The organism is Lentzea sp. NPDC006480, from assembly GCF_040611995.1.
In the GTDB taxonomy this organism is placed as follows: domain Bacteria; phylum Actinomycetota; class Actinomycetes; order Mycobacteriales; family Pseudonocardiaceae; genus Lentzea.
Window position 1 is genome coordinate 1 of the sequence record NZ_JBEXPJ010000138.1, and the last position, 24,189, is coordinate 24,189.

Consider the following 24,189-nt stretch of genomic DNA (forward strand, 5'->3'; position numbering starts at 1 on the left):
GTCGCGCAGCAGATCGAGTGCAGTGCCAGCGCTTTCCACAGCCGCGGGTCACGCCGTCGCCACGCCGCCGCGACACCGACGGTGGTCGGCGAGATGATGCCCTTGAGGTTCGGGTGTGCTTGCAGCAAGCCCTGGGTCTTCTGGAACGACGTCTGGTCGTCGTCGTTGCCGTACGCGGTTTCCACGAGCTTCAGACCGGCGAACTCGGGCTTCGCGAGCTCGGTCTTCATGACCTCGATCCACGCGTTCTGGTTGGTGGCGTTGGGGGTCGCCGAGAGGATCGCGATCTCACCACTGCCACCGACGGCGTCGGAGATCAGCTTCACCTGGCCCGCCGCGATCTCGTTCGAGGTGGCCTGGTTGATGAAGACGTCGCGGGCGTCCGGCGCCGCGTCGGAGTCGAACGTGACGACCTTCAAGCCTTGTGAACGTGCGCTCTTCAACGCGGGCGCGACGGCGTTGGCGTCGTTCGCGGAGATCACCAGCGCGTTCTGCTTCTGCTGCGCGGCGGTGTTGATGTAGGTGACCTGGGAGCTCGCGGCGGCGTCGGACGGGCCGGTCGGCTTGACCTCGGCCTTGATCGCCGTGCCCGCCTGCTCGGCACCCTTCTGCGCCACCGTGAAGTACGGGTTGTTGACCTGCTTGGGCAGGAACGTGATCTTCAGACCTTCTTTGAGGGGCGCGTCCGGGTCGGCCTTGGCGGCGTTGGTGGCGCCGCCGGTCTGCTGGCTCGAACTGTCCTTCGTGGTGCCACCGCAGGCAGTGAGCGCGACGGCCCCGGACACCACCAGGGCGAGCACTAGACGTGGATTCATGGTGTGGCCTTCCTCAGGGTTCCGATGCGTCGGGTGATCGAGGGGGCGAGAACGCTGACCAGCAGCAGAAGCCCGGTGACGATGGTGAGGACCTCGGTCGAGGTGTCCTGCAGGATCAGGAGGTTGCGCAGGCCGCCCAGCAGCAGCACGCCCGCGAGCACGCCGAAGAGCGATCCCTTGCCGCCGAAGATGGACACGCCGCCGAGCAGCACCGCGGCGACGACGGCCAGCTCCAGCCCGACGCCGTTGTCCGCGCGGGCGCTGGAGAAGCGGAACGTGTAGACGATGCCGGCGATCGCGGCGACCGCCCCGGCGAGCACGAAGAGGATCAGCTTGATCCGCTTGACCCGGATGCCGGAGAACCGCGCGCCCTCCTCGTTGGCGCCGATCGCGTAGACGGACCGGCCGAACGAGCTGGCGTGCAAGGCGACGCCGAACAGGATGGCGAGCGTTAGCGCTAACACGATGGGGAAGGGGATGTTCGTGCCGGGCACAGGCGTGGTGCCGAACGAGGTGTAGCTCGCCGGGAAGTCCGCGACGGCCGTGTCGCCCAGCACCACCAGCGCGAGGCCGCGGTAGAGGGCGAGCGTGCCGATGGTGACCGCGAGGCTGGGCAGGCCGAGCCGGGTGACCAGCAGGCCGTTGAACGCTCCGCAGAGCGCGCCGGCCACGATCACGGTCGGCAGGATGGTTTCGAGGGACCAGCCCGCGTTCCACAGCCAGCCGACCAGCGCGCTGGACAGGCCGAGCACCGAGGCCACGCTCAGATCGATCTCGCCCGCGACGATCACCAGCGTGAGCGGGAGGGCGATCAGCGCGATCTCGCTGACGTCCAGGCCGAGGTAGAAGAGGTTGCCGCCGGACAGGAACGACCCGCCGGTGCTGACCTGACCTGTCAGCGCCACCACGATCAGCAGGAACACCAGTGCGGTCTCCCACCGCAGGAGGTTACGCATGGCTGGTTCCTTCCGTGGTGCGCAAGGCCTTGGCCAGCCGCAACGCCAGCAGGCGGTCGACCGTGATGGCGCTGAGCAGCAGGGCACCCGCGATCGCCTGCTGCCAGAACGCGGGGATCTGCAGCACCACCAGGCAACTCGTGATCGTGCCCAGGAGGAGCGCGCCTAGAGCCGCGCCCGCGACCGTTCCCGATCCGCCGAAGATCGCGACGCCGCCGACGACCACGGCCGCGACGACCTGGAGTTCGAGGCCGGTGCCCGCTGCCGCGTCGACCGTGCCGTAGCGGGCGACCCAGAGTGCGCCGGCCAGGCCCGCGATCAGTCCGGAAAGGACGAACGTGGTGAGCGTGCGCCTGGCGACCGGGATGCCGGCGAGAGTGGCGGCTTCCGGGTTGGAACCGATGGCGTACAGCTCGCGGCCGGAGCGATAGGAGCGCAGGTGGAGGGCAGCGACCGCGATGACCACGACGGTGGCCAGCACGAGCACCGGGATGCCGAGAACGCGGCTGCTGCCCAGGTTCAGCAGGGCGTCGGGGAGGTTGGCGGCGTTGACCTGCCTGCCGTGGGCGAGGGCGTAGTCGATGCCGCGGAACACGTAGAGCGTGCCGAGGGTGATGACGAGGCTGGGGACCTTGCCCAATGCGACCAGCAGACCGTTGAGGAGGCCGCAGGCGAGTCCGACCGCGATGCCGAACCCGATGCCCGCGAGGAGTGGCGTGCCGGGGTGGTCGGCGAACTGTTGCGCGGTCAGGAACGCGGAGAGGCCGAGGACCGAACCGACGGACAGGTCGACGTTCCTGGTCACCACGACGAGGGTTTGGCCGACCGCGAGGAGAGCGACGATCGAGGCGTTGAGGAGGAGGTCGCGCAGGCTCTGGGGCTGGATGAACCTCGGGTTCACGATCGCTGTGGGGATGACGACCAAGGCCAGGGCGACGACGATGCCGAGCTCGCGGACGCGGCCGACACGGGTGGAGAGGCGGCGCGCTGCCGTGCGCTGGGCAGGAGCGGACACCGGCTGGTCGAGCTGGGTGGTCATCGCGCGACCACCTGCCCGGCGGCCGCCATCGCCACCCGCTCCTCGGTGGCTTCGGCTCGGGACAGCTCCTCGACGAGCCTGCCCTCGTGCATGACGAGCACGCGGTCGGCCATCCCGAGCACCTCGGGCAGCTCCGACGAGATCATCAGCACGGCCACACCCTGCCCGGCCAGCTCCGACAACAGGCGGTGCACCTCGGCTTTTGTTCCGACGTCGATGCCACGCGTCGGCTCGTCCACGATCAGCACGGACGGCTTGCGCGCCAGCCACTTCGCCAGCACGACCTTCTGCTGGTTGCCGCCGGAGAGCACGCCGACCGGGTCGCTCAGCTTCGCGAACTTCAGCCGCAGCTTGACCGCCCAGTCCTGGGCGAGCGCACGTTCACTTCTCCTGCGCAGCAACCCGAACGTCGACAGCCGGCCCAGCGACGCGAGCGCGGTGTTGCGTTCGATCGACGCGGCCATCACGAGTCCCTGCTGGCGCCGGTCCTCCGGCACGAACCCGATCCCCGCGGCCATCGCGGCGGTGGGGGAGCCGTACTTCAGCTTCCGGCCGCGCACGTTCACAACGCCGCCATCAGGCCGGTCGATGCCGAACACCGCCCGCGCGACCTCACTGCGTCCCGCGCCGACCAACCCGGACAGAGCCACGATCTCGCCCGCGCGGACGTCGAACGACACGTCGGTGAACACGCCCTCGCGGGTCAGCCGTCGCACGGACAGCAGCACCTCGCCCGCGGTCGTGTCCTGCTTGGGGAAGAGCTGCGACAGTTCGCGGCCGACCATGCGGCGCACCAAGGAGTCCGGCGTCTCGCCGGCGAGGTCCCCGGACCAGACGAACTCGCCGTCGCGCAGCACCGTGGCCCGCTGGCACAGTTCGAAGACCTCGTTGAGCCGGTGCGACACGAACAGCACCGCGGCGTCCTGCGCGCGCAACGCCTGCACTACCCCGAAAAGCCGCTGGACCTCGTGCGCGGACAAGGCGGCGGTCGGCTCGTCCATCACGATCACGCGCGCGTCGAACGACAGCGCCTTGGCGATCTCGACGAGCTGCTGGTCCGCGATGGACAGTCCGCGGGCCGGCCGGGCCGGGTCGAGGCGGACACCCAGGCGGGAGAACAACTCCGAGGTGCGGGCGTGCATCCGCGCCACGTCGATGCGGCGGCCGAGGCCGAGCGGCTGGCGGCCCATGAAGACGTTCTCGGCCACCGACAGGTCACCGAACAGCGTCGGTTCCTGGTAGATGATCGCGATGCCCGCGGCCAGCGCGTCGGCGGGACTGGCGAACCGTTTCGACGCCCCGTCGACGAGCACCTGCCCGGCGTCCGGGCGGTGCACCCCGGCCAGGGTCTTGATCAGCGTCGACTTGCCGGCCCCGTTCTCCCCGAGCAGCGCGTGCGCCTCGCCGGGCAGCAGCCGCAGCGACACCCCGGACAACGCGCGGACGGCGCCGAAGGACTTGCTCACCTCGTCCAGTGCCACCACGGGAGGTCGGTCCACGTCCGTCTCCTCGATGTTGAAACGTTTTAACGACTGAGTTACGTGCACTCTGGGTGTGTTACGCCCGCATGTCAAGGGACACCAGGTACGATTCGTTGTCACGTTTCAACAAAGGAGCCGCCGGTGAAGCCGTCAGTGGGCATCCGCGACGTCGCGCACCATGCCGGCGTGTCGAACGCGACCGTCTCGAACGTGCTGAACCGGCCGGACGTCGTCGCTCCGGCGACCCGGCAGCGGGTGCTGGCCGCGATCGAGGAACTGGGCTTCGTGCGCAACGAGTCCGCACGCCAGCTCCGCGCCGGTCGTAGCCGGGTGATCGCGTACGTCGTGCTCGACGCGGCGAACCCGTTCTTCACCGACGTGGCCCGTGGCGCGGAGGACGCGGCGCGGGAGGCGGGGTTCGCGCTGTTCCTGTGCAACAGCGCCTCGGACGCCGGCCGTGAGCACGAGTACCTGGAGCTGCTGCACGAACAGCGCGTCGAGGGCATCCTCGTCACGCCGGTCGACGGCGAGAGCGCGCAGATCGCCGAACGCGGCACCCCGGTCGTGCTGGTGGACCGCGAGTCGACGGACGGCACGCACTGCTCGGTCGCCGTCGACGACGTGCTCGGCGGCGAGCTCGCGGTGACCCATCTGATCGAGAACGGCCACACCCGAATCGCCATGGTCGGCGGCCCGCTGTCGATCCAACAGGTGCGTGACCGGTACGAGGGCGCGATGCGAGCGCTCACGAACGCAGGTCTGCCTCAAGATGCGCTCACGCTGCTGGAAACCAGGGGACTGCAGGTGGCGGAGGGGCGCGGCGCGGGGGAGCGGCTGATCGGGCTGCCGTCGTCACGTCGTCCCACGGCCGCGTTCTGCGCCAACGACCTGCTCGCGCTCGGTCTGCTGCAGTCGATGACCCAGCAGGGGTTGAAGGTGCCGGACGACCTGGCTGTGGTCGGCTACGACGACATCGAGTTCGCCGCGGCGGCCGCCGTGCCGCTGACGTCGGTGCGCCAGCCGCGTGACCAGCTGGGCCGTACCGCCGCGAGCCTGCTGCTGGCCGAGAACGAGCCGGACCACGAGCACCGGCACGTGAAGTTCCAGCCGGAACTCGTGGTCCGCGCGTCGAGTGCCGCGAAGCGGTGAATTACCGCATGAGCACCATTTCTCGTTCTTCTTCGATCGTGCTCGAATTGTCGGGCGGCAGGTAGACGTTCAAAGTGGCGGACGTGAATGCGACGCCCTGGCGGAATGCCTTCGTGCGCGACACCACGGTCACGTCGACCTTGTGGAATTGACCGGTGCACGGAACGCTCGGCGTGTATTTCTCGCCGATCGCGAGCTCGCCCCGCACGTTCTGGGTGACCTGCACCCACAACGACCCAGTAGCGCCGTTCTGGCACATCACCCGCGTCGGCACGGTCACCGCGGCTCCACGCGCCTCCAGCCGTCCCTGCTGCTGAATGGCGACGGCGGCGTCGACCTGAGCGGCAGCGGCCGGTAGTGCGGTGGCCAGTACGGCGGTAGCCGTCAGCACGAACGCAGAAATAGCACGCACTTTTGTTCACCTCGTGGGTAGATAGGGCTTGTCGGTGCGGATCCGACATTAACCACGGGGTGATCAACCGAGCTAGGGGCCATTAAATTTCGCCGAGCATCGCATTGCGCACCGTGTCGCCGTGTTCGTCGGCCCACGCACCCAAAGCGAAGATCGGCACCAGCAGGTCGCGCCCGGCATCGGTCAGCGAGTACTCCACGCGCGGTGGCGCCTCGGCGTACCGGCGGCGTTCCACCAAAGCCATGGTCTCCATGCGGCGCAACGTCTGCGTGAGCATCTTTTGGCTGATGTGGCCGATGGTCGTCTTCAGCTCTCCCGGCCGCATCGGGCCGTCCCGCAGCGTGTAGGCGATCACCATCAGCCACGAGCTGCTGAACAGGTCGACCGCGAGCCTGGCCGGGCAGTCGGCCTCGAAGTCGCCGTACGGGCCCAGGTCAACCTGTTCGATCGTCACGACGTCCAGCCTGCCAGCGCCGTTGCGCACCCGCAGGTGCCTTTCGAACTTCCTAGCGTCTGCGGCATGCGAATCGGAATCATCGGTGCCGGGCAGATGGCACGGGCACTGGGCAACGGCTGGGCCGCGGCGGGCCATGAGATCAGGTACGGCAAGCGCGGCGAGACCCGCGAGACCGTGGAGTTCGGCGACGTCACGCTGCTGGCGGTGCCGGTGTCAGCGCTGACAGAGGTGCTGGGACAGGGGAGCTTCGACGGCAAGACGGTGATCGACTGCACGAACGCGTTCGAACCGGACAGCGGCAGCATGGTGCTGGCCGAGGACGCCGTCGCCGAGCGCATCGCGAACGAAGCACCGGGTGCGCGGGTGGTGAAGGCGTTCAACTTGTGCGCCGCCGAGGTGTGGGAGGCGAGTGAGCGGGTCTTCGAGGGCCGGCGGCTGGCCGTTCCGTTGTGCGGTGACGACGCGGAGGCGCTCGCACAGGTCGAGGAGCTTGTCCACGACCTGAAAGCCGAGCCTGTCCGCGCGGGCGGCCTGAACCGCGCTCGCTATCTCGAAGCGATGTCGGCGTTCGTGGTGGGGATGTGGTTCGCGGGCGCGGACGCCCGTGCGGTGCTGCCGCCGCTCGAAGCCGCGTTCGCCGTCGAGGACTGACGGTTAGGGTGTCTGTCCGGCGGGAATCCGTTGCCATGCCGGACAGACAACTCCTCGCCGACCGATATCGGCTCGGTGAGCTGCTGGGCACGGGCGGTGTGGCTGAGGTGCGCCGTGCTCGCGACACCGTGCTGGCGCGCGATGTCGCGATCAAGCTGTTCCGGTCCTGCCGGGACGCGGTCGACGTGCGCAGGTTCGACAACGAGATGCGCACGCTCGCGTCGCTGTCACACCCCGGGCTGGTGGCCGTGTACGACGCGGACGCGTCCGGTGAGACCCCGTTCATGGTGCTGGAACTGGTCGAGGGCCGGACGTTGCGCGACCGGATCGCGTACGGGCCGATGGACGTCGACGACGTACGACGGCTCGGGGCGGCGCTGGCCGACGCACTGTCGCATGTGCACGGTCACGGGTTCGTGCACCGCGACGTGAAGCCTTCCAACATCCTGCTGGACGACGACGGCGTGCCGCGGCTGGCCGACTTCGGTCTCGCGCGCCTGGCGGACAGCGCCCGGCTCACGCGGGCCGACCAGGTCGTCGGCACCGCGGCCTACCTGGCGCCGGAGCAGGTGCGCGGCGGGGAGCTCACCTCGGCGGTCGACGTCTACGCGCTGGGCCTGGTGCTGCTGGAGTGCCTGACCGGGCACCGCGAGTACGAGGGCGCGGAGATCGAGGCGGCAGTCGCCCGGTTGCACCGGCCTCCGGTGATCCCGGACGACCTGCCGTTCGACCTCGCCCGGCTGCTGTCGCTGATGACCGCTCTGTCTCCGGCTCGTCGGCCGTCCGCTCGGGAATGCGCCGACGCACTGCTCGCCGCGGACCCGCCGACGCGCGTCGAAACGTTTCGACGACGCCCGCGCGGTCTGCTCACCGCCGCGTCGGCCGCCGTGCTGCTGGCCGCTGTCGGCACGGGACTAGTCGTGCAGAACCGCGCCGCCCCGGCGGAGTCCGCGCCGCCCGCTCCCGCCACGACTCAGCCGCAGAGCACCCGGCAGACCGTGCAGCAGACCGTGCCGCAGAACCCGGTGCCCGTCGTGGAGCAGCCGACCACTGTGCAGCCGCCCGCTCAGCAGGCGGACAACAGCGGCAAGGGGAAGGCGGGCAAGGGCAAGGGGAAGGGCAAGGGCCCGTGACCCGTCAGCGGTTGGAGGACGGGAACTGGCCGCCGCTGCTGCCCAGGGCGAGCAGCTCGGTGTACTGATCCTGCCAGGACCGCTCGGTGGTCAGCAGGTCCGCGAGCCGCTGCACCCATTCGGCGTCGATGGGCAAGGCGGAGCCGGACTCGAGGTGCCGTTCGGTCTCCGCGCGGGCCTTGCGCCATTCGGACAGTGTGGGGCCGACCGCGGGGCCGCCGTGCTCATCTGACATGCGACGACAGTACTGTGCGCCGTGCTGGGGCCGCCTCTGCTGTACAGTCGGCCCGTCGGGGTTCGGAGTTGTCGGCAGCCCGCCGTCGCGGTCCCCCGATCCAGTTCGGCGCGGTGGTCATCCGGCCGGAGACAGGAGCACCGGCTTGCTGCCGGATCATCAGCTCTACCTCGTTCCATCCGATTCCTCGCAGGCCGATGAAGTTCGACGGTCATTCGTGCGGCTGATGCCCCGATGACCTCACTCGACACCTCTCGCCCGATCCGCCGTGCGGCGCTCGACTTCGCCGACGCGCGCATCGCCGCCGAGCAGGCAGAAGCCGTCCAGCAGCACGCGGCAGCCCGCCGAGTGGCAGAACGCGCCCATGACGCGAGCGACTGCAGGGAACTTCTCCTGATGCTCGGTCTCTCCGCCCAGCCGACGCTAGGAGCACGCGAATGACTCAGGGCACTGTGAAGTGGTTCAACGGCACCAAGGGGTTCGGTTTCATCGCGCCGGACGGCGGTGGCGCGGACCTGTTCGTGCACCAGTCCGAGATCTCCGGCTACGACCACCAGGGCCTCCCGGACAACCAGGCCGTCGAGTTCGAGATCGGTCAGGGACCCAAGGGACCGCACGCGGTCTCCGTGCACGTCCTCTGACCTTCAGCGGACCGGAAGCGTGATCGCGGACGGCCAGGCGGGTCCGATGTGGACAGTCTGGTCGGCCGCGAGCAACGTGGTGGCGGTGGCACGCGACTCACCGGTGCCGGGATTGCGGGCGTAGCGCGGGAAAGCGCCGCTCGACACCTGCACCCGGATGCGGCGCCCGCGGCGGAACCGGTACGCCGTCGGCCACAACCGCACGGTGGCGCACTGCACTTCCTCGGCACCGGTCAGACTCACCAGGCCGTCGCACACGTTCCACGAGCGCCCCTCGGGGTCGACGTCGCAGAGCCGCACGAACACGTCGGCGTGCGGCAGGCTCGACGAGAACCAGATCTCCGCGCTCACTTCACCGACCACCTCGACGTCCTCGCCGAGAACGGGCGTGGTGTAGGTGAGCACGTCCGGCCTGGCTTCCAGAGCGGTGTTGTCGACACGCCCGCTGTCGTCGACCATCCGCACCCCGCCGGCCGCCGGCGTGGGATCGGCCGGGTCGTAGCGATAGGAGTCCATTGAGGACTCGTCGGGCTTCGCGCCCAGCACACCGTCGGCGTTGAGGTGGAAGCGCCGCGGCTCGTAACCGGGCGGCGGCCACGACGGGAAGTCACGCCAGGCCTCCTCGCCCATCACGTACAGCCGGACCGGCGCTCGCTCCGCGGGCTCCTCGCCCCGAGCATGCGCGAGCCCGAACCCGACGGCCTCGTCGATCGGCGTGGAGTTGAACTCCGCGTGCGTCCACGGTCCGACGGTCAGCCGCGCGGGACGGCCCTTCTCCTGCAGCACCTGGAAGTCGCGCAGCTGGCCGGGCAGGAAGATGTCGTACCAGCCACCGATCGAACTGACCGGCACGGTGACGCCGGCGACCCGCGCGCTGTGGTCGAACCCGGCCCAGCGCTCCGAATCGGCGTCGTGCACGAGGATGTCCTGGATGTAGGCGGAACGCTCGCCGATCGCGGCGATGTCGGCCTCCCGCAACGGAAGCGTGTGCAGCGACCGGGCGATGCGGCTGCCTTCGAACCGCTTGCGCAACATCGCCAGCGGACGTTCCTGGGTGCCGACCAGCACACCCCACTCGAACGGCGTCTCCAGCGACATGCCGTCGGAGCGCAGGAACTCCAGCGTCAGGGCGGACTCCGTCACCACCGGGATCATCGCCTTCACCTGCGGCGGCAGCTGATCGGCGACGGCCCACTGCACGTGTCCCAGGTAGCTCAAGCCGTACAGCACGATCGCGTCCGACCACGGTTGCCGTACCAGCCAGTCGAGCGTCGCGAGCCCGTCCGCGCGTTCCTGCGCCATCGGGTCGAACGTGCCGCCGGACCCGAACCCGCCGCGCACGCTCTGGATCACCACCTGGTAACCGCGCTCCGCCAGTGGCCGAGCCAGGAACTGGCCGAACAGGCGGCGGCCGTAGGGGGAGCGGATCAACGCGGTCGGCAGCCCGTCGCCACCGGACCGCGGCGTCCACCGGTCCGCCAGCAACTCGACGCCATCGGGCATCGGCACACGCAAGTCCTTCTGCACCACGACGTTGCGAGTGAGCGGTGGCGAGAGCTTGAGCCTGCGCTCGACGAGATGACTGATCATCGGGGCTCCATGAGGAGTGAGGTCACGGCGAGCAGGCGGTCGGTGAAGGCTTCGGGATCGAGCGGGTCGTCGGCGCCCGCGACCCAGGTCGTGATGAACGCCCCCACGCCACCGGTGATGAAAGCCGCGAGGTCGTCGACCGCCTGTGCGGTGAGCCGGCCGCCGTACAGGTGCTCGACGGCCTGCCGGTTCACCGGCAGGAACAGGCTGATCAGCCCTCGGTCCAGGGCGAACGCGCAGGAACCGGTCAGCAGGGCGCGGTAGAACACCCGGTGGTCGGCGAAGTGCCGGACGGTGGCGAGCGCCAGCGCACGTTCGTCGGCCTGCGGCGTGACGTCGATGCGCGGGAGCAACTCTCGTCGGACGAGGTCGAGGCCCGCCTCCAGCAACACCGTGTCGAGGTCGCCGAAGTGCTGGTAGACGACCCGGCGGCTGACGTCGGCGGCCTCGGCGATCTCGGACAGCGTGACCGCCGTCGTCCCGCGTGCGGTGACCAGGTCGAACGCGGCCTGCAGCACGGCAGCGCGGGTCCGGCGCACCCGGCGATCGCGCGCAGGCTCGACCACGTGCAGATCCATGCGTCAGATCATGCACACGTGTTACTAAGTATCCAAGTGTTACTTATCTGAGGGTCTGCCCGGAGATCTGCGCGACGAGAGCAGGCACGGAACCGAGCCGTACCTCGACGTCCGTCCCGAGGGCTGCGAACTGACCGGCGATCAGTGCGGGATCGGGGTGTTCGGCGTGCAGCGACTCCAGCACAAGGCCACCAGGTGCGGACAGGGCGGGAGACGGCGTGTCGCCCCAGCTGATCAGGAACGGCACGACGCCGCCGACGAGCGCGTTGCTGGTGAGCCGCCACCGCAGCACCTCGCCCGAGGCCGTGCGCCGCTGCCCGTCGATCACCTGCCCGGGATCGAAGCCTCGTGCGGCAGCGCCGTCCCGCGCCCGCACGATGTCGTCGCACGTGATCGCCCAGCCGACCAGACGCGGCTCCGTCACACCGTCCACTCCGAACGGTCGTGGCAGCTCCGGGTCCGGCTGGCCGGGATCGGGAGCGATGATCTCCAGGTAGGTCCGCGGTCCGAGCGCGAGCAACCTGTTGTGCGTGCCCAATCCGAGGTGCTGGCCACCACCGGCAGCCCGTACGCCGAACCGCTGTTCGACCGCCAGCACCGCCGCCTCCAGCTCCGGCGCCGCGTAGACGAGGTGGTCGATCACGCGCCCCGCCCCAGGTACTTCTTGATGCAGTGCACGACCCCCAGGCGGCTGGCGAAGGCGTTGAAGTCGGCGAGCCGCACCACCGTGAACCCGAGCCCGGTCCACAGCTGCTCCATCGAGTCGTCGATCGCCGCCAGGTCGGCCTGCGGGCCGTACCCGAACGTCGGCAGGTAGACCGTCAGGCCAACGGAACTGTGCTCCACCAGGCAGTTGTTCCAGGTGATGTGGTGCCACGACCGGACGTCGACCGTGGACTCGGCCACCGCGCCCGCCGCGGCGAAGGAAGCGACGACCTCGCGCAGTTCGGCGCCGTCGGGGGTGGAGGCGAAGTCCCGCAACGCGGCGAACGTGAGCTGCTGGGTGATCTCAGGCCGGTGCACGAGCGGGTTGCGCACGACGTCGAACCCGCGCCGCGCGAACTCGGCGGCGATCTCGTCGTAAGCGGTCTGCAGGGAGAACGGGGACTTGGTGCCGAGCGCGGTGTCGGCGAGGTCAGGACTGCCCACGAGCACGCGGAACCGGCCGTCGGAGCCGGGACCGGCCAGCGTCACGAACATGTCGATGTGGAAGATCGGCTGCAGGTCGCCGGTACCGCCACCGGGCAGGTCGAGCAGGAACTCCCCGGCTTCGACGGTCGCGTAGTACTTCTTGAGGCCCAGCGGCCGTTTCGTGCCGACGAGCTGGAGCTCACGAGCGCTGTCGACGTGCCGGCTGAACAGCTCGCGCACGAACTCGGCCTCGGTGCGCCCGGCAGGAACGCTGATCGGCAGCTCGCCCGTGCGGATCAGCTCCAGCGTGTCGAGGAAGTAGTCGGTGCCCAGCAACCAGAAGTCGTCGCCGATCAGGCAGTTGCCGCCCTGGAACACCAGCGGCGCCTGGCTCGCCCGCACCGCCGTGTACTCCTCGACGGTGTCCGCGATGAGCGAGTCGCCGGAGCGCGGGAACGACCACGGCTCCAGCAGGTAGGTCTGGTTCTCGTCACCGTCGACCAGCGCCAGGTAGCCGTCCTCGGCCCAGTCGGTGAAGTCCACGTAGTCCGGCATCGGCACGTACGTCACGTTCGCCGCGGGATGCCCGGCGAACCACGACTCGACCGTCTGCCGATCGCTCTCGTGATGCACCACCACGAACCGCGTCCCGGGGCGCATCGCGTCGATCACCGAGCGGTAACCCGCCACGAGCTCCGGCGACCGCACCCCGTAGGAGGGGAACGAGAACAGCAGGCTCTCGATCGTCCCCGCCCACGAGGAGATCAGGCTGGGTTGCTGCACGCCCGGCCTGGCGCGGAACACGTTCAGCGTCGCGGCGCGGGTGGAGTCGAGGGCGGGGAACAGGTCGGAGTCGGTGCGCTTGTGGTGCGGCGCATCGGGAACCAGGAAGCGGTAAGCGGCGTCTCCGTACGTGCCGGCACCCACAGTGCACCTCCGTGATCGGGTGTGGGCAGCCTCCCACAACGATCACTCGGTTTCCGGTGGTTCCTGGTGTCCGCGCAACGAACCGGGGTGCGCCTTGGCCGACGGGTCGTTGCGGGTCTTGATCAGGCTGGCGACCGTCACGACCACCAGGATCGCGATGATCACACCGAGGCTCAGCGGCGTCGGCACCTCGGGCACCGAAGCCGAGATGTCGACGTGCGCCCAGTGCAGGATCAGCTTGACGCCGATGAACGCCAGGATGATCGCAAGACCCGCCGACAGGTACACCAGGCGGTCCAGCAGCCCCTTGACGAGGAAGAACAACGCGCGCAACCCCAGCAGCGCGAACGCGTTGGCGGTGAACACGATGTACGGCTCCTCGGTCACACCGAACACCGCGGGGATCGAGTCCAGCGCGAACAGCAGGTCGACGCCGCCGATCGCCACCAGCACGACGAACAGGGGAGTGGCCATCCGGCGGCCGTCGAGGCGCGTGAAGATCTTGCCGCCCACGTAGTCGTCCGTGACCGGCAGCAGCTTGCGCGCGGTCTTGACGACGACGTTGTTCTCGACGTCCGGATCCTCGTCGCGGTGCCGGAACAGCTGCACGGCCGTGAAGATCAGCAGCAGGCCGAACAGCAGGAACATGAACGAGAACAACGACAGCAGCGTCGCGCCGACCGCGATGAAGATGCCGCGCATGATCAGCGCCAGCACGATGCCGAACGTCAGCACCTTGTGCTGGTGCTCCTCGGGCACCAGGAACGTCGTCATGATGATCACGAACACGAACAGGTTGTCGACCGAGAGGCTCTTCTCGACGATGTACCCGGCGAAGTACTCCGCGCCGAACCCGCCGCCGTGGGCGCTGGCGAACCACACGCCGAACCCGATCGCGACGAGGATGTAGAACACCGACCACAGACTGGCCTCGCGGAAGCCGATCCGGTGCGGGCGCCAGGCCGCGAGCACGAGGTCGACCGCCAGCAGGAGCACGATCACGCCGATCGTGGCCGCCCACGTCAGTCCGCTGATCTCCAGCACAGAGCACTCCTCCGAGAAGTTCCTGTCCGTCTTAAGTGGACGTTACCGGACCGGGCACGAGTGGTCGTTCAGGGAGAACCCGGTCGGGGTGGGGTTGTTGTAGTCGCGTGTGCTTCCTGTGTACCCGATGGTCTGCTTGCCGCCCACCGGGATGCTGGCGGTGTACGACACGTTGGTCGCGCTCACCTCGGCGCCGGACTGTTTGCTCGTCGCGTTCCACATGTCCGTCACGATCTGACCACGGGTGAACGTCCAGTGCAGGGTCCAGCCGGAGATCGGCCGGTTCCCGGTGTTCGTGATCGTCACGTCGGCGTTGTAGCCGACGTTCCAGCGGTAGGTCACGCGGTAGTCGATGGCGCACCCGAACACCGGGGCCGCCGTGGGGGCCGGCACGGGCGAGGGCACCGTGGCGGCCGGCGGCGGGGTGTTGGTCGGCGGCTTGGCCTGACCCCGGCAGGGATCGCCCCACAGCCCGAGCCCGGCGCTGGTGGCGGCGACTTCGGCCTCGACGAACGCGGGATCGTGCGGTGAGTCGCCGCGCAGTATCCCCTGGCTGACGGCGAGCAACGCGTATTCGGTGCCGTCGTCGAGCCACAGCGGCACGTCGTCGACGACGGCCGGGTCGCCCGCGTCGACCTTCACCGGCTTGTCGAGCAGGAACGCCTTGGCGAACGCGGTGGCGGCCTTGGCCCAGCACTCCTCGGGCGTGGCCAGCCCGGCGATGCGAATCCGCGTGCCGTCCGACAGCAGAACGGTGCGGCCGTCCTCCACGCCCCGGACGGTCAGGCTGTTCACGACGGTCGGCGGTGCGATCAGCTGGTGGCTGGACGTCGGCCCGGACGCGAGCGGAGTGGGCTCTCCGCTGCATCCGGACGCCAGGAATATCGCGGCGATCACCAGAACGGTCGAGCTGGGTCTCATTCTTCCCCCGGTACTGCGATGGTACGAGTGGAGCTGGGCAATGGCGGGGAAAGCTAGACCAGACGGCCGCTGCGGGTCAATACGAGACTGATAAGTTCCGTTCGACGATTCTGCTGTCGAATCGCATCGAACGCACTGGTAGCGGCGTTGCGGCTGCGTTCGACGGGCTGACAGATCGTGATGAGCACGTCATCTGGCGCGCAGGTCACACGCCTGGAATCCAATTCGAGCGTTTCGACTCGAATTCTCGTCGAATTCACGGTCGAATTGTCGAACGCATTCATTTCATTGACGCCTGGCGTGCTCGTTCGTAATATCCGGTTCACGCTCGTGGACGGCGTTCATGAATGTGAACAACCATTCGAAGGGTATTGCGCCATGCGATTGTTCGTACGTGCGCTTGTGCTGGCCTGTGCCTGCACGGGACTGGTGAGCGCTCCCGCGCACGCCGGTCATGACCCGGCCAGGCAGGTGCTGCCCGCCGGGGACGGGTGGGCCTCGAGCGGTCCGGGGACCACCGGCGGATCGGCCGCCGATCGCGTGCGCACCGTGCGCACTCGCGCCGAGCTCGTCGCCGCACTGGCCGCGCCCGCGCCGCGGATCATCCAGATCTTGGGAGTGATCGAGGCGAACACCGGTCCTGACGGGAAACCGTTGGCGTGCACGGACTACGAGACCGGCGGCTACACGTTGCCCGCGTATCTCGCCGCCTACGACCCCGCTGTCTGGGGCCGCGACCGTGAGCCGGAGGGACCTCTCGAAGACGCACGGGCGGCGTCGGCGTCGAAGCAGGCGGCGGTGATCGGGTTCGACGTCGGCTCCGACACGACGATCATCGGCGCGTCGCCGGGAGCTGGGATCACTGGTGGCAGCCTGCGGATCCACGGCGTGCACAACGTGATCGTGCGCAACCTGACCTTCCGCGACACGCGCGACTGCTTCCCCTCCTGGGATCCGAACGACAACAGCCCCGGCGCCGCGCCCGGCAACTGGAACTCGCTCTACGACTCGGTGTCGGTGCAGAAGTCCGACCACGTCTGGGTCGACCACAACACGTTCACCGACGAGCCGAACCTCGACAGCACCCACCCGCTCCACTTCGGGCGGCCCTACGAGGTGCACGACGGGCAGCTCGACATCACGTCGGGATCCGATCTGGTCACCGTCGAGCGCAACGTCTTCACCGAGCACGGCAAGACCATGCTGATCGGCTCGTCCAACTCCTCCACGACCGATCCCGGCAAGCTGCGGGTCTCGGTGCACCACAACATCTTCCGCAACGTCGCCGAACGCTCGCCGCGAGTCCGGTTCGGCCAGGTGCACGTCTACGACAACCTGTACGAGGGCACCCAGACCTACAGCTGGGGCGTCGGGGTCCGCTCACAGATCTACGCGCAGAACAACTACATCCGCGGCATCGCGCCGGAGAAGGTCGTCTACAACTGGGGTGGCACGGCGATCACCGACACCGGCAACCTCGTCGACGGCCGGCCGCAAAGCCTCGTCGAAGCGTTCAACCTCGCGTTTCCCGACAAGAAACTCGGCACGGACGCGGGCTGGACACCGACCCTGAACCAAGGCTTGGAGCCTGCGTCCAAGGTGGCGCACCTGAAAGCGGGCGCACCTCCGGCCGAGCACCACCTGAAGGTCGGCGACGGGTTCGCGACGGTGCAGTCCGCCATCGACGCCGCACCGGCCGGCGCCGTGATCACCCTGCCGAAGGGCGTGTACCGCGAGGTCGTCAAGATCCCCGCGAGCAAGAAGGGCCTGACCCTGCGCGGCGCCACCGGACGCGCCCAGGACGTTGTGATCGACTTCGACAACGCCAACGGCACGAAGAAGCCCGACGGCACCACTTACGGCACGTCCGGCAGCGCCACCGCGACCATCGCCGCGGACGACTTCAAGGCGCGCGACCTGACGTTCCGCAACTCCTTCGACCGCACGAAGCACCCGGAGATCACGAACACCCAGGCCGTGGCGGTGAAGACCACCGGCGACCGGATGTTCTTCGACCGCGTGCACTTCGAGGGCCATCAGGACACCCTGTACGCCGACAGCCCGAACGTGACCACGCGCTCGCGCCAGTACTACCGGGACTGCGCGATCACCGGCGACGTCGACTTCGTCTTCGGCCGAGCCACCGCTGTCTTCGAACGAGCCACGATCACCGCGCTCACCCGCGGCAGCGACCCGAACGGATACGTGACCGCCGCCAGCACGCAAAAAGCCAACCCGCACGGCTTCCTGATCGTCGACTCGAAGATCCGCAGCGACGCACCCGCCGGCACGTACTTCCTCGGCAGGCCGTGGCATCCCGGCGGCGATCCGGACGCGATCGCGCAGGTGGTCATCCGCAACACCGCGCTGCCCGCCGCGATCAAGGCCGCGCCGTGGACCGACATGTCCGGCTTCCCCTGGCGTGACGCGAGGTTCGCCGAGTACCAGAACACCGGACCCGGCGCCGGCAGGGGACCGGACCGTCCGCAGCTGACCGACGACCAGGCGAAGCGGCACACCAAGAGCGCCTACCTGGGCGGGTGGAACCCCGCGTGAGGTCTCGCACGTGGGCGCCCTACGCGCTCATCGCCCCGACGTTGTTGCTGATGGCGGCGTTCCTGGTCTACCCGATCGCGTCAGTCGGGTGGTTCAGCCTCCGTCAGCACACCGTCACCCAGCCCTGGAAGAACGGCTTCATCGGGTTGGGGAACTTCCGCCGGATGCTCTTCGACGACCCGTTGTTCTGGCAGAGCTTGATGTTCAGCGCCAAGTGGGTCGTCGTCGAAGTCGGTCTGCAGCTGGTGCTGGGCCTGATCCTCGCGCTGATCGTCAACGAGACGTTCGTCGGCCGCGCGGTCGCACGAGCGCTGGTGTTCTCGCCGTGGGCGGTGTCCGGTGTGCTCACCACCGGCATCTGGATCCTGCTCTACAACCCGTCCACCGGCGTCTTCCAGCAGCTCGCGCAGTGGGGCATCGGCGACCCCGGCACGTCGGTGCTCGGCAACCCGGCCACCGTCTTCCCGGCCGCGGTGGTCACCGAGCTGTGGCGCGGCGTGCCCTTCTTCGCGATCTTGCTGCTGGCCGACCTGCAGACCATTCCCAACGACCTGTACGAGGCCGCCGCGGTCGACGGCGCCGGACGCTGGCGCCGGTTCATCAGCGTCACCCTGCCGCACCTGCGCGACGCGATCGTGCTGTCCACGTTGCTGCGGGCGGTGTGGGAGTTCAACAACGTCGACCTGATCTACACGCTCACCGGCGGCGGCCCGGCGAACCAGACCACGACGCTGCCGCTGTACGTGGCGCGCAAAGCCGTGGACTCGCACGACTTCGGCTACGGCTCGGCGCTCACGATGGCCGGTTTCGCGATCCTGCTCTTCTTCTCGGTCCTCTACCTGAGGCTGTCCAAGTTCGGGGGCCGGGCATGACCCGATACCTCCGCCTGCACCTGCCGCTGGCTCTCTACCTGCTGTTCACGCTGATCCCGTTCTACTGGATGCTCGTCTTCGCCCTGCGCCCCACCGGCCACACCGCGCTGGTGCCGTGGCCGATCACGTTCGAGCACTTCGACACGGTGTGGAACGGCATCGGTTTCGGGTTGTTCTTCCAAAACAGCCTGATCATCGGGATCGGCACGCTCGTCGTCGTCACCGTGTTCGCGCTGATGGGCGGCTACGCGTTGGCGCGCTTCAGGTTCCGCGGCCAGCGGGTGTTCCTGCTGGCGTTGCTGTGCACGCAGTTCATCCCCGGCGCGATGATGCTGATCCCGCTGTTCGTGATCTTCAAGAACGCCGGTCTGCTGAACAGCCTCACCGGTCTGGTCATCGCGGACACGGCGTTCCAGCTGCCGTTGGCGCTGATCCTGATGAGCGGGTTCGTGCGCAACGTGCCGGTGGAGCTCGAAGAGGCCGCGATGGTCGACGGCTGCACGCGGTTGCGGGCTTTCTTCGCGGTGACGTTGCCGCAGCTGCGTCCGGCGCTGGTGGCCGTGGGGTCGTTCGCGTTCATCGGCGCCTGGAACAACTTCCTGTTCGCGCTGATGTTCGCGAGCAGGCAGGACAAGTTCACCCTCCCGGTCGGCCTGAGCTACGCGCTGGGGGAGTTCAACACCGACTTCGGGGCGCTCGCGGCGGGCGGAGTCGTCGCCGCGGTGCCGGTCGTGCTGGTTTTCGCCGTGGTGCAGCGGTTCCTGGTGCAGGGACTGAGCGCCGGCGCCGTCAAGGGATGAGGGAGAGATGAGAAGACTGCTCGTCGCGCTGGCGCTGGTGCTGAGCGCGTGTTCGGCCACATCGGACGGTCCTGCGACGATCATGTTCTGGGACAACAACGGCGGCCCCGGCCGCACACCCATCTACCAGGAGCTGATCAAGCGGTTCGAGGCGGCGAACCCGAACATCAAGATCGAGTACGTCGGCGTGCCGAGCTCGTCCGTGCAGCAGAAGTACGACACGGCCATCGCGGGCGGGTCGACGCCGGACGTCGGCGGCGTCACGACCTCCTACCTCGCGCACCTCGTCGGGCAGGACGCGCTGGAGCCGCTGGACGACCGGGTCGAGTCCGGCCCGTTGAAGGGAAAGCTGTTGCCCGGCTTGCTGGAGACGGTGCGGCAGACGGCGCTGGACCGCAAGCTGTACGCCGCGCCCGCGTCGGGCAACCTCGACGTCATCTGGTACCGCTCGGACCTGTTCGCCGAGCAGAAGATCACCGTTCCGGACACGTGGGACCAGCTCGTCGACGCCGCCGCGAAGCTGACCAGACCCGCTGACAACAAGTACGGCTTCACCATCCGGGGCGGTGCGGGCTCGATCTTCCAGCTGCTCGCCGAGGCGTACTCCTACTCGGGCGTCGACAAGTTCTACAGCGGTGGCAGGAGCACGGTCGCGGACCCGCGCAACGCCGAGCTCGTCGGCAAGATCGCGGCGATCTACAAGAAGTCCACGCCCGAAGCGGACGTCAACAACAACTACACGCAGATGGTCGCGCAGTTCACCGGCGGCACGGTGGCGATGATGCACCACAACCTGGGCTCGACCGGCGACGTCATGAAGGCTCTCGGCGCCGGGAAGGTCAGCGCCATGCCGCTGCCCAAGGGCCCGTCGGGCAAGCGGACCGTCGTGCCGAACCCGACCGACGGCTTCGCGGTGTTCAAGGGCAGCAAGAACCCGGACGCGGCCTGGAAGTTCGTCGAGTTCCTGACCTCGGCCGAGAGCAACGGGTACTGGAACGAGAAGGTCGGCCAGATCCCCGCCAACACCGACGTGCGCGGTGCCGAGTGGATCCAGAAGAACCCGGCCGTGAAGATGGCGCTCGGCGTGCTGGAGGACCCCGCGACCGTGCTCGTGCCCGCGCCCGTCTACCTGCCGGAGTACTCGTCGATCACCAAGACCGACACCGAGCCGCTCTACCAGAAGGTGTTGCTGGGCCAGATGTCCGCGCAGGCGTTCCTCGACGAGCTGGCGGGCAAGCTCACCACCGCCCAGCAGGAGTGGGAGAAGCGGAAGTGATCGAACGGGTGGCCGTGCGCACGTTCACCACGACCGCGTGCACGGCCGTGGACCCCGAGGGACACCGGCATCCCGCGCCCGAGCACGAGATCACCGAGGCCCTGCTGGAGATCACCGACAGCGACGGCGTCACCGGGTACTGCCAGATCCAGCCTGACCACCTCCGGCCCGCGGTGCTCGACAAGCACGTCCGACCGGTGCTGCACGGGCAGGACCCGTGGGACCGCGAACGACTCTGGCGACTGATGGCTCGCAGGCAGCGAGGCTCGGGCGGCGGGTTCACCGACCGCGCGCTCGCGTTCGTCGACACGGCGTTGTGGGATCTCGTCGCACGCAAGGCCGGGCTGCCGGCGTGGAAGCTCGGCGGTGGGGCTCGCGACCGGATTCCGGCCTATGCCAGCACGATGTGCGGTGACACCGACGGCCTCGCTACGCCGGGCGACTACGCGGACTTCGCCAAGCACCTGGTGTCAGTGGGCTATCGGGCGATCAAGCTGCACACCTGGATGCCGCCTGTGCCGGGCGCGCCGAGCGTGTCGCGGGACATCGCGGCGTGCCAGGCCGTGCGGGAGGCGGTCGGGCCGGACGTCGAGCTCATGCTGGACGCGAGCCACTGGTACTCCCGCATCGATGCGCTTCGACTGGGCAGAGCGTTGGAGGAGCTGGACTTCTACTGGTTCGAGGAACCGATGGAGGAGGCCTCGATCAGCTCGTACCGGTGGCTCGCCGAGCAGCTGGCGATCCCGGTGATCGGGCCGGAGGTGGCCTGGGGCAAGCACCTCACGCGGGCCGAGTGGATCACCGCCGGAGCTTGCGACGTCCTGCGGGCCGGGCCGGTGGGCAGTGGCGGCATCACGCCGGTGCTCAAGACCGTGCACCTCGCGGAGTCGTTCAACCTGGAGTGCGAGATCCACGGCAACGGCACCGCCAGCCTGACCGTCCTCGGGGCCACCGACGCCGGCCGGTGGTACGAACGCGGCCTGCTGCATCCGCACGTCGACTTCGACCGGGTACCGCCGCATCGGAACTCGATCGCCGACGCACTCGGCGAGAACGGTGAGGTGGTGCTGTCGTCGTCGCCGGGAATTGGTGACGAATGGAATTTCGAGCACATCGGTTCGCACACCGTCGAAATGTGGTGACTGAAATGGGGCCCCTGGGGATCAGGGGCCCCATTTCGCTAGCGGTAGGTCACGTCGGACGTTTTGTAGAGGCAGTTCGTGCTGTCCGGGCCGCTGCCGATCTTGGTCGGCTCACCGCTCGTGACACCCTTGTACTTGTCGCAGACCGAGATCTTGCGGCTGCTGTCGCCGACGATCGTGATCTTCGAGAACCGCGCGGTGTCGCCGTAGTTGGTGTTGATGCCCACCAGGGCCTTGCCGGGCGAGAACGCGGTGATGTTCTCCAGGACGACGTTGCGCTTGTACTGCGTCTTGCAGTTGCCGCAGGACCGGTAGAGCTTGCCGAAGTCGTCCACCTGGAAGTTGCGGATGATCATCGTGCCCGGTCCGTTGTGCTGGAACACCTTGTCGGCGGCCTTGCGCGCGCCACCACCGTTGATGGTCATGGTCTGCGAGGACGACTTGCCCTTGAACGTGGCCGCGTCCTCGCCGACGTCCTCCCACCACACGTTGGTCAGCGTGCACGTGCCGAGGCAGTGGACGCCGTCCGCGGCTGGCGCGCCCAGCACCACGTTCTTCAGCGACGCGCCGTCGGCGAGCTGGAAGATCGGGTCCTGGTCCTCGTTCTGGCCACCGCTCCCGAGGCTGCCGGTGCCGTAGAACCGCTTCATGCCACCGTCGTAGGTGCCCGACGGCACCTTGATGGTCGCGCTGACCGGCTTTGCACCGGTAGGTGTCGGGAACGTGCTGCCCGCGGCCTGCGCCTGAGGTGCGAGCATTGTGGTCAGCGCAGCGGCGAACATCATTGCTGCGAGTTTCTTCATGTGCGCTCCGTGTGCTCCGGATGCGCGGCGGTAATTGCCGATGGTAGTGCGCTGGATGTGTTTCCTGTCAATTGCCGTCGACAGTTCGAATCGAATTCCGTCGAATTGTCGAGCCCGTTCGAACCGTCGTCGAAAAGGTGCTGGCGATGGCCTGGGAGCGTTCCCGGAGATTCCACTCGAAGAGAGCAGCAAGAGGGTGGTAAGGGGAACGAGCGGACTAGCTCTCGTTGCGCCATGAGGCTCAACGGGCAGCTCTGAGTGGCTGAGCGACTACTTTCCGTGCCGCCGGTTGGCTTACGTGACCCAGGTTACAGTGCCGTGAAATCTGGGAGCGCTCCCAGTTCGAGAGGGCGGCGGCATGACTCGGCGAGCAGTGGCATTGACGGCCGCGGTGGTGATGGCGGCCGGTGGAGTGCCGGCGGTGGCAGCTCCGGCGGCGGTCGCGTGCACCGTGACCTACCAGATCACCAACGAGTGGGACACCGGCTTCGGCGCGACCGCGACGATCCGCAACGACGGCGACGCGCTGAACGGCTGGAACCTGACGTGGACGTTCCCGGACGGGCAACGGGTGACGCAGGGCTGGAACGGCACGTTCAGCCAGACCGGCGCCGTGGTGAGCGTGACCAATCCGGACTGGGCGCGCACGATCCCCACCGGTGGCTCGGCGCAGGTCGGTTTCAACGGCAGCAAGGGTTCGGCGAACCGGCCTCCGACCGACTTCGCGGTCAACGGCGTGGCGTGCACCGGCCCCAACCAGCCGCCGTCCGTGGCGCTCACCGCGCCTGCCACGGGCGGCTCCTACACCCTGCCCGCCACGATCCCGTTGGCGGCGACCGCGCAGGACTCCGACGGCACGATCGCCAAGGTCGAGTTCTACGCGGACGACGCGCTGATCGCGACGGACACCTCCGCGCCGTTCTCAGGCAGCTGGACCACGGCGCCTGCGGGTGATCACCGGATCACCGCGAGGGCGACCGACAACCGCGGTGCCGCAACGACTTCGGCGCCTGCGATGGTCAAGGTGCTGGCCGGGCCTTCGATCCTGGCGTCGCCGAGCACGCTCAACGTCCGGCAGGGCCAGACGGGCACGTTCGACGTGTCCCTGGCGACCGCGCCGGCTCAGCCCGTCACCGTGACGATCGGTCGCAGCGGCAGCACCGATCTCACGGTGACTCCCTCCACGCTGACGTTCTCCAGCGCGGCCAAGCAGACCGTCACGGTCACGTCCGCGAACAACGGCGGGGATCTGGCTTCCGCGACGTTCACCGCCACCGCGACGGGTTATGCGCCTGCCTCGGTCGCGGTGAAGGAGATCTCGTCGTCCACTTCGGACTTCAGCAAGGCGTTCCTGGACCAGTACAACAAGATCAAGGACCCCGCGAGCGGCTACTTCCGCAAGTTCGGTGACCTGCTGGTGCCGTATCACTCGGTCGAGACGCTGATGGTCGAGGCACCGGATCACGGTCACCAGACGACGTCGGAGGCGTTCAGCTACTACCTGTGGCTGGAAGCGAGCTATGGCCGGGCGACCGGTGACTGGGCGCCGTTCAAGTCCGCGTGGGCGTCGATGGAGAAGT

General features: G+C 68.4%; 25 protein-coding genes. 11 read left to right on the forward strand and 14 right to left on the reverse strand.

What is annotated here, in order from left to right:
* From ABZX92_RS35495 to ABZX92_RS35510, 4 genes are all read right to left on the reverse strand, one after another.
* The coding region (locus ABZX92_RS35495) for a substrate-binding domain-containing protein (protein ID WP_355569391.1) at positions 1-815 on the reverse strand (815 nt) is incomplete at its 3' end.
* Positions 812-1,771 carry an ABC transporter permease gene (locus ABZX92_RS35500; RefSeq protein WP_355569394.1) on the reverse strand — a complete coding sequence of 320 codons (960 nt, stop codon included), beginning with the start codon at positions 1,769-1,771 and terminating at the stop codon, positions 812-814. The genes ABZX92_RS35495 and ABZX92_RS35500, both read right to left, overlap by 4 nt.
* Positions 1,764-2,810 carry an ABC transporter permease gene (locus ABZX92_RS35505; RefSeq protein WP_355569397.1) on the reverse strand — a complete coding sequence of 349 codons (1,047 nt, stop codon included), beginning with the start codon at positions 2,808-2,810 and terminating at the stop codon, positions 1,764-1,766. The genes ABZX92_RS35500 and ABZX92_RS35505 overlap by 8 nt, the downstream gene beginning before the upstream one ends.
* Positions 2,807-4,309: a sugar ABC transporter ATP-binding protein gene (locus tag ABZX92_RS35510; RefSeq protein ID WP_355569399.1), complete on the reverse strand. Its 1,503-nt coding sequence runs from the start codon at positions 4,307-4,309 to the stop codon at positions 2,807-2,809. The genes ABZX92_RS35505 and ABZX92_RS35510 overlap by 4 nt, the downstream gene beginning before the upstream one ends.
* Positions 4,310-4,432: 123 nt before the next feature.
* Here ABZX92_RS35510 and ABZX92_RS35515 point away from each other — a divergent pair, with 123 nt between their 5' ends.
* Positions 4,433-5,440, forward strand: a complete 1,008-nt coding sequence (locus ABZX92_RS35515; protein ID WP_355569402.1) for a LacI family DNA-binding transcriptional regulator — start codon at positions 4,433-4,435, stop codon at positions 5,438-5,440.
* 1 nt (position 5,441) lies between these two features.
* On the opposite strand, the gene ABZX92_RS35520 is transcribed toward ABZX92_RS35515, so the two are convergent.
* A complete protein-coding gene (locus ABZX92_RS35520) occupies positions 5,442-5,852 on the reverse strand; it encodes a hypothetical protein (protein ID WP_355569405.1) in 411 nt (136 codons plus the stop codon).
* An 82-nt stretch (positions 5,853-5,934) separates the two neighbouring features.
* Positions 5,935-6,306 carry a helix-turn-helix domain-containing protein gene (locus ABZX92_RS35525; RefSeq protein WP_355569408.1) on the reverse strand — a complete coding sequence of 124 codons (372 nt, stop codon included), beginning with the start codon at positions 6,304-6,306 and terminating at the stop codon, positions 5,935-5,937.
* 66 nt (positions 6,307-6,372) lie between these two features.
* On the opposite strand from ABZX92_RS35525, the gene ABZX92_RS35530 reads away from it, so the two are divergent.
* Both ABZX92_RS35530 and ABZX92_RS35535 read left to right on the forward strand, forming a co-directional pair.
* Entirely contained in the window at positions 6,373-6,960 is a 588-nt protein-coding gene (locus tag ABZX92_RS35530) for an NAD(P)-binding domain-containing protein (RefSeq protein WP_355569411.1), read from the forward strand.
* Between the two features lie 35 nt (positions 6,961-6,995).
* Positions 6,996-8,093, forward strand: coding sequence for a serine/threonine-protein kinase (locus tag ABZX92_RS35535; RefSeq protein ID WP_355569414.1), 1,098 nt, complete (start codon positions 6,996-6,998; stop codon positions 8,091-8,093).
* Between the two features lie 4 nt (positions 8,094-8,097).
* Here the strand turns inward: ABZX92_RS35535 and ABZX92_RS35540 are convergent, their stop codons facing one another.
* Positions 8,098-8,328, reverse strand: coding sequence for a hypothetical protein (locus ABZX92_RS35540; RefSeq protein WP_355569417.1), 231 nt, complete (start codon positions 8,326-8,328; stop codon positions 8,098-8,100).
* A gap of 234 nt (positions 8,329-8,562) precedes the next feature.
* On the opposite strand from ABZX92_RS35540, the gene ABZX92_RS35545 reads away from it, so the two are divergent.
* Positions 8,563-8,769: a hypothetical protein gene (locus ABZX92_RS35545; protein WP_355569420.1), complete on the forward strand. Its 207-nt coding sequence runs from the start codon at positions 8,563-8,565 to the stop codon at positions 8,767-8,769.
* The gene (locus ABZX92_RS35550) at positions 8,766-8,969 is read left to right on the forward strand and encodes a cold-shock protein (protein ID WP_355569423.1); all 204 of its coding nucleotides are present in this window, start codon (positions 8,766-8,768) and stop codon (positions 8,967-8,969) included. Before ABZX92_RS35545 ends, ABZX92_RS35550 begins: the two co-directional genes overlap by 4 nt.
* 3 nt (positions 8,970-8,972) lie before the next feature.
* On the opposite strand, the gene ABZX92_RS35555 is transcribed toward ABZX92_RS35550, so the two are convergent.
* The 6 genes from ABZX92_RS35555 to ABZX92_RS35580 are packed head-to-tail and all read right to left on the reverse strand — an operon-like array spanning position 8,973 to position 15,160.
* The gene (locus tag ABZX92_RS35555; protein WP_355569426.1) at positions 8,973-10,559 is read right to left on the reverse strand and encodes a CocE/NonD family hydrolase; all 1,587 of its coding nucleotides are present in this window, start codon (positions 10,557-10,559) and stop codon (positions 8,973-8,975) included.
* Positions 10,556-11,137 carry a TetR/AcrR family transcriptional regulator gene (locus tag ABZX92_RS35560; RefSeq protein WP_355569429.1) on the reverse strand — a complete coding sequence of 194 codons (582 nt, stop codon included), beginning with the start codon at positions 11,135-11,137 and terminating at the stop codon, positions 10,556-10,558. The genes ABZX92_RS35555 and ABZX92_RS35560 overlap by 4 nt, the downstream gene beginning before the upstream one ends.
* A 43-nt stretch (positions 11,138-11,180) precedes the next feature.
* Positions 11,181-11,780 (reverse strand): VOC family protein, encoded by a 600-nt coding sequence (locus tag ABZX92_RS35565; protein WP_355569432.1) that lies wholly within the window; start codon positions 11,778-11,780, stop codon positions 11,181-11,183.
* On the reverse strand, positions 11,777-13,195 hold the full coding sequence (locus tag ABZX92_RS35570; protein WP_355569434.1) for a hypothetical protein: 1,419 nt from the start codon (positions 13,193-13,195) through the stop codon (positions 11,777-11,779). The genes ABZX92_RS35565 and ABZX92_RS35570 overlap by 4 nt, the downstream gene beginning before the upstream one ends.
* A gap of 42 nt (positions 13,196-13,237) precedes the next feature.
* Positions 13,238-14,239: a TerC/Alx family metal homeostasis membrane protein gene (locus tag ABZX92_RS35575; protein ID WP_355569437.1), complete on the reverse strand. Its 1,002-nt coding sequence runs from the start codon at positions 14,237-14,239 to the stop codon at positions 13,238-13,240.
* 42 nt (positions 14,240-14,281) lie between these two features.
* The gene (locus ABZX92_RS35580) at positions 14,282-15,160 is read right to left on the reverse strand and encodes a cellulose binding domain-containing protein (protein WP_355569439.1); all 879 of its coding nucleotides are present in this window, start codon (positions 15,158-15,160) and stop codon (positions 14,282-14,284) included.
* 378 nt (positions 15,161-15,538) lie between these two features.
* On the opposite strand from ABZX92_RS35580, the gene ABZX92_RS35585 reads away from it, so the two are divergent.
* Genes ABZX92_RS35585 through ABZX92_RS35605 form a run of 5 tightly spaced genes read left to right on the forward strand, consistent with a single transcriptional unit; the run spans position 15,539 to position 21,806 of the window.
* Positions 15,539-17,716, forward strand: a complete 2,178-nt coding sequence (locus ABZX92_RS35585; protein ID WP_355569442.1) for a pectinesterase family protein — start codon at positions 15,539-15,541, stop codon at positions 17,714-17,716.
* A complete protein-coding gene (locus ABZX92_RS35590) occupies positions 17,713-18,588 on the forward strand; it encodes a sugar ABC transporter permease (protein ID WP_355569445.1) in 876 nt (291 codons plus the stop codon). The genes ABZX92_RS35585 and ABZX92_RS35590 overlap by 4 nt, the downstream gene beginning before the upstream one ends.
* Complete coding sequence (locus ABZX92_RS35595; RefSeq protein ID WP_355569447.1) at positions 18,585-19,388, forward strand: carbohydrate ABC transporter permease; 804 nt, start codon at positions 18,585-18,587, stop codon at positions 19,386-19,388. The genes ABZX92_RS35590 and ABZX92_RS35595 overlap by 4 nt, the downstream gene beginning before the upstream one ends.
* A gap of 7 nt (positions 19,389-19,395) precedes the next feature.
* On the forward strand, positions 19,396-20,664 hold the full coding sequence (locus ABZX92_RS35600) for a sugar ABC transporter substrate-binding protein (protein ID WP_355569450.1): 1,269 nt from the start codon (positions 19,396-19,398) through the stop codon (positions 20,662-20,664).
* Complete coding sequence (locus ABZX92_RS35605) at positions 20,661-21,806, forward strand: enolase C-terminal domain-like protein (RefSeq protein WP_355569453.1); 1,146 nt, start codon at positions 20,661-20,663, stop codon at positions 21,804-21,806. Before ABZX92_RS35600 ends, ABZX92_RS35605 begins: the two co-directional genes overlap by 4 nt.
* 38 nt (positions 21,807-21,844) lie before the next feature.
* Here the strand turns inward: ABZX92_RS35605 and ABZX92_RS35610 are convergent, their stop codons facing one another.
* The gene (locus ABZX92_RS35610) at positions 21,845-22,609 is read right to left on the reverse strand and encodes a pectate lyase (protein ID WP_355569456.1); all 765 of its coding nucleotides are present in this window, start codon (positions 22,607-22,609) and stop codon (positions 21,845-21,847) included.
* Between the two features lie 358 nt (positions 22,610-22,967).
* Between ABZX92_RS35610 and ABZX92_RS35615 the strand changes: the two genes are divergently transcribed.
* Positions 22,968-24,189: glycoside hydrolase family 48 protein (locus ABZX92_RS35615; RefSeq protein WP_355569459.1), on the forward strand; the 1,222-nt coding region annotated here is incomplete at its 3' end.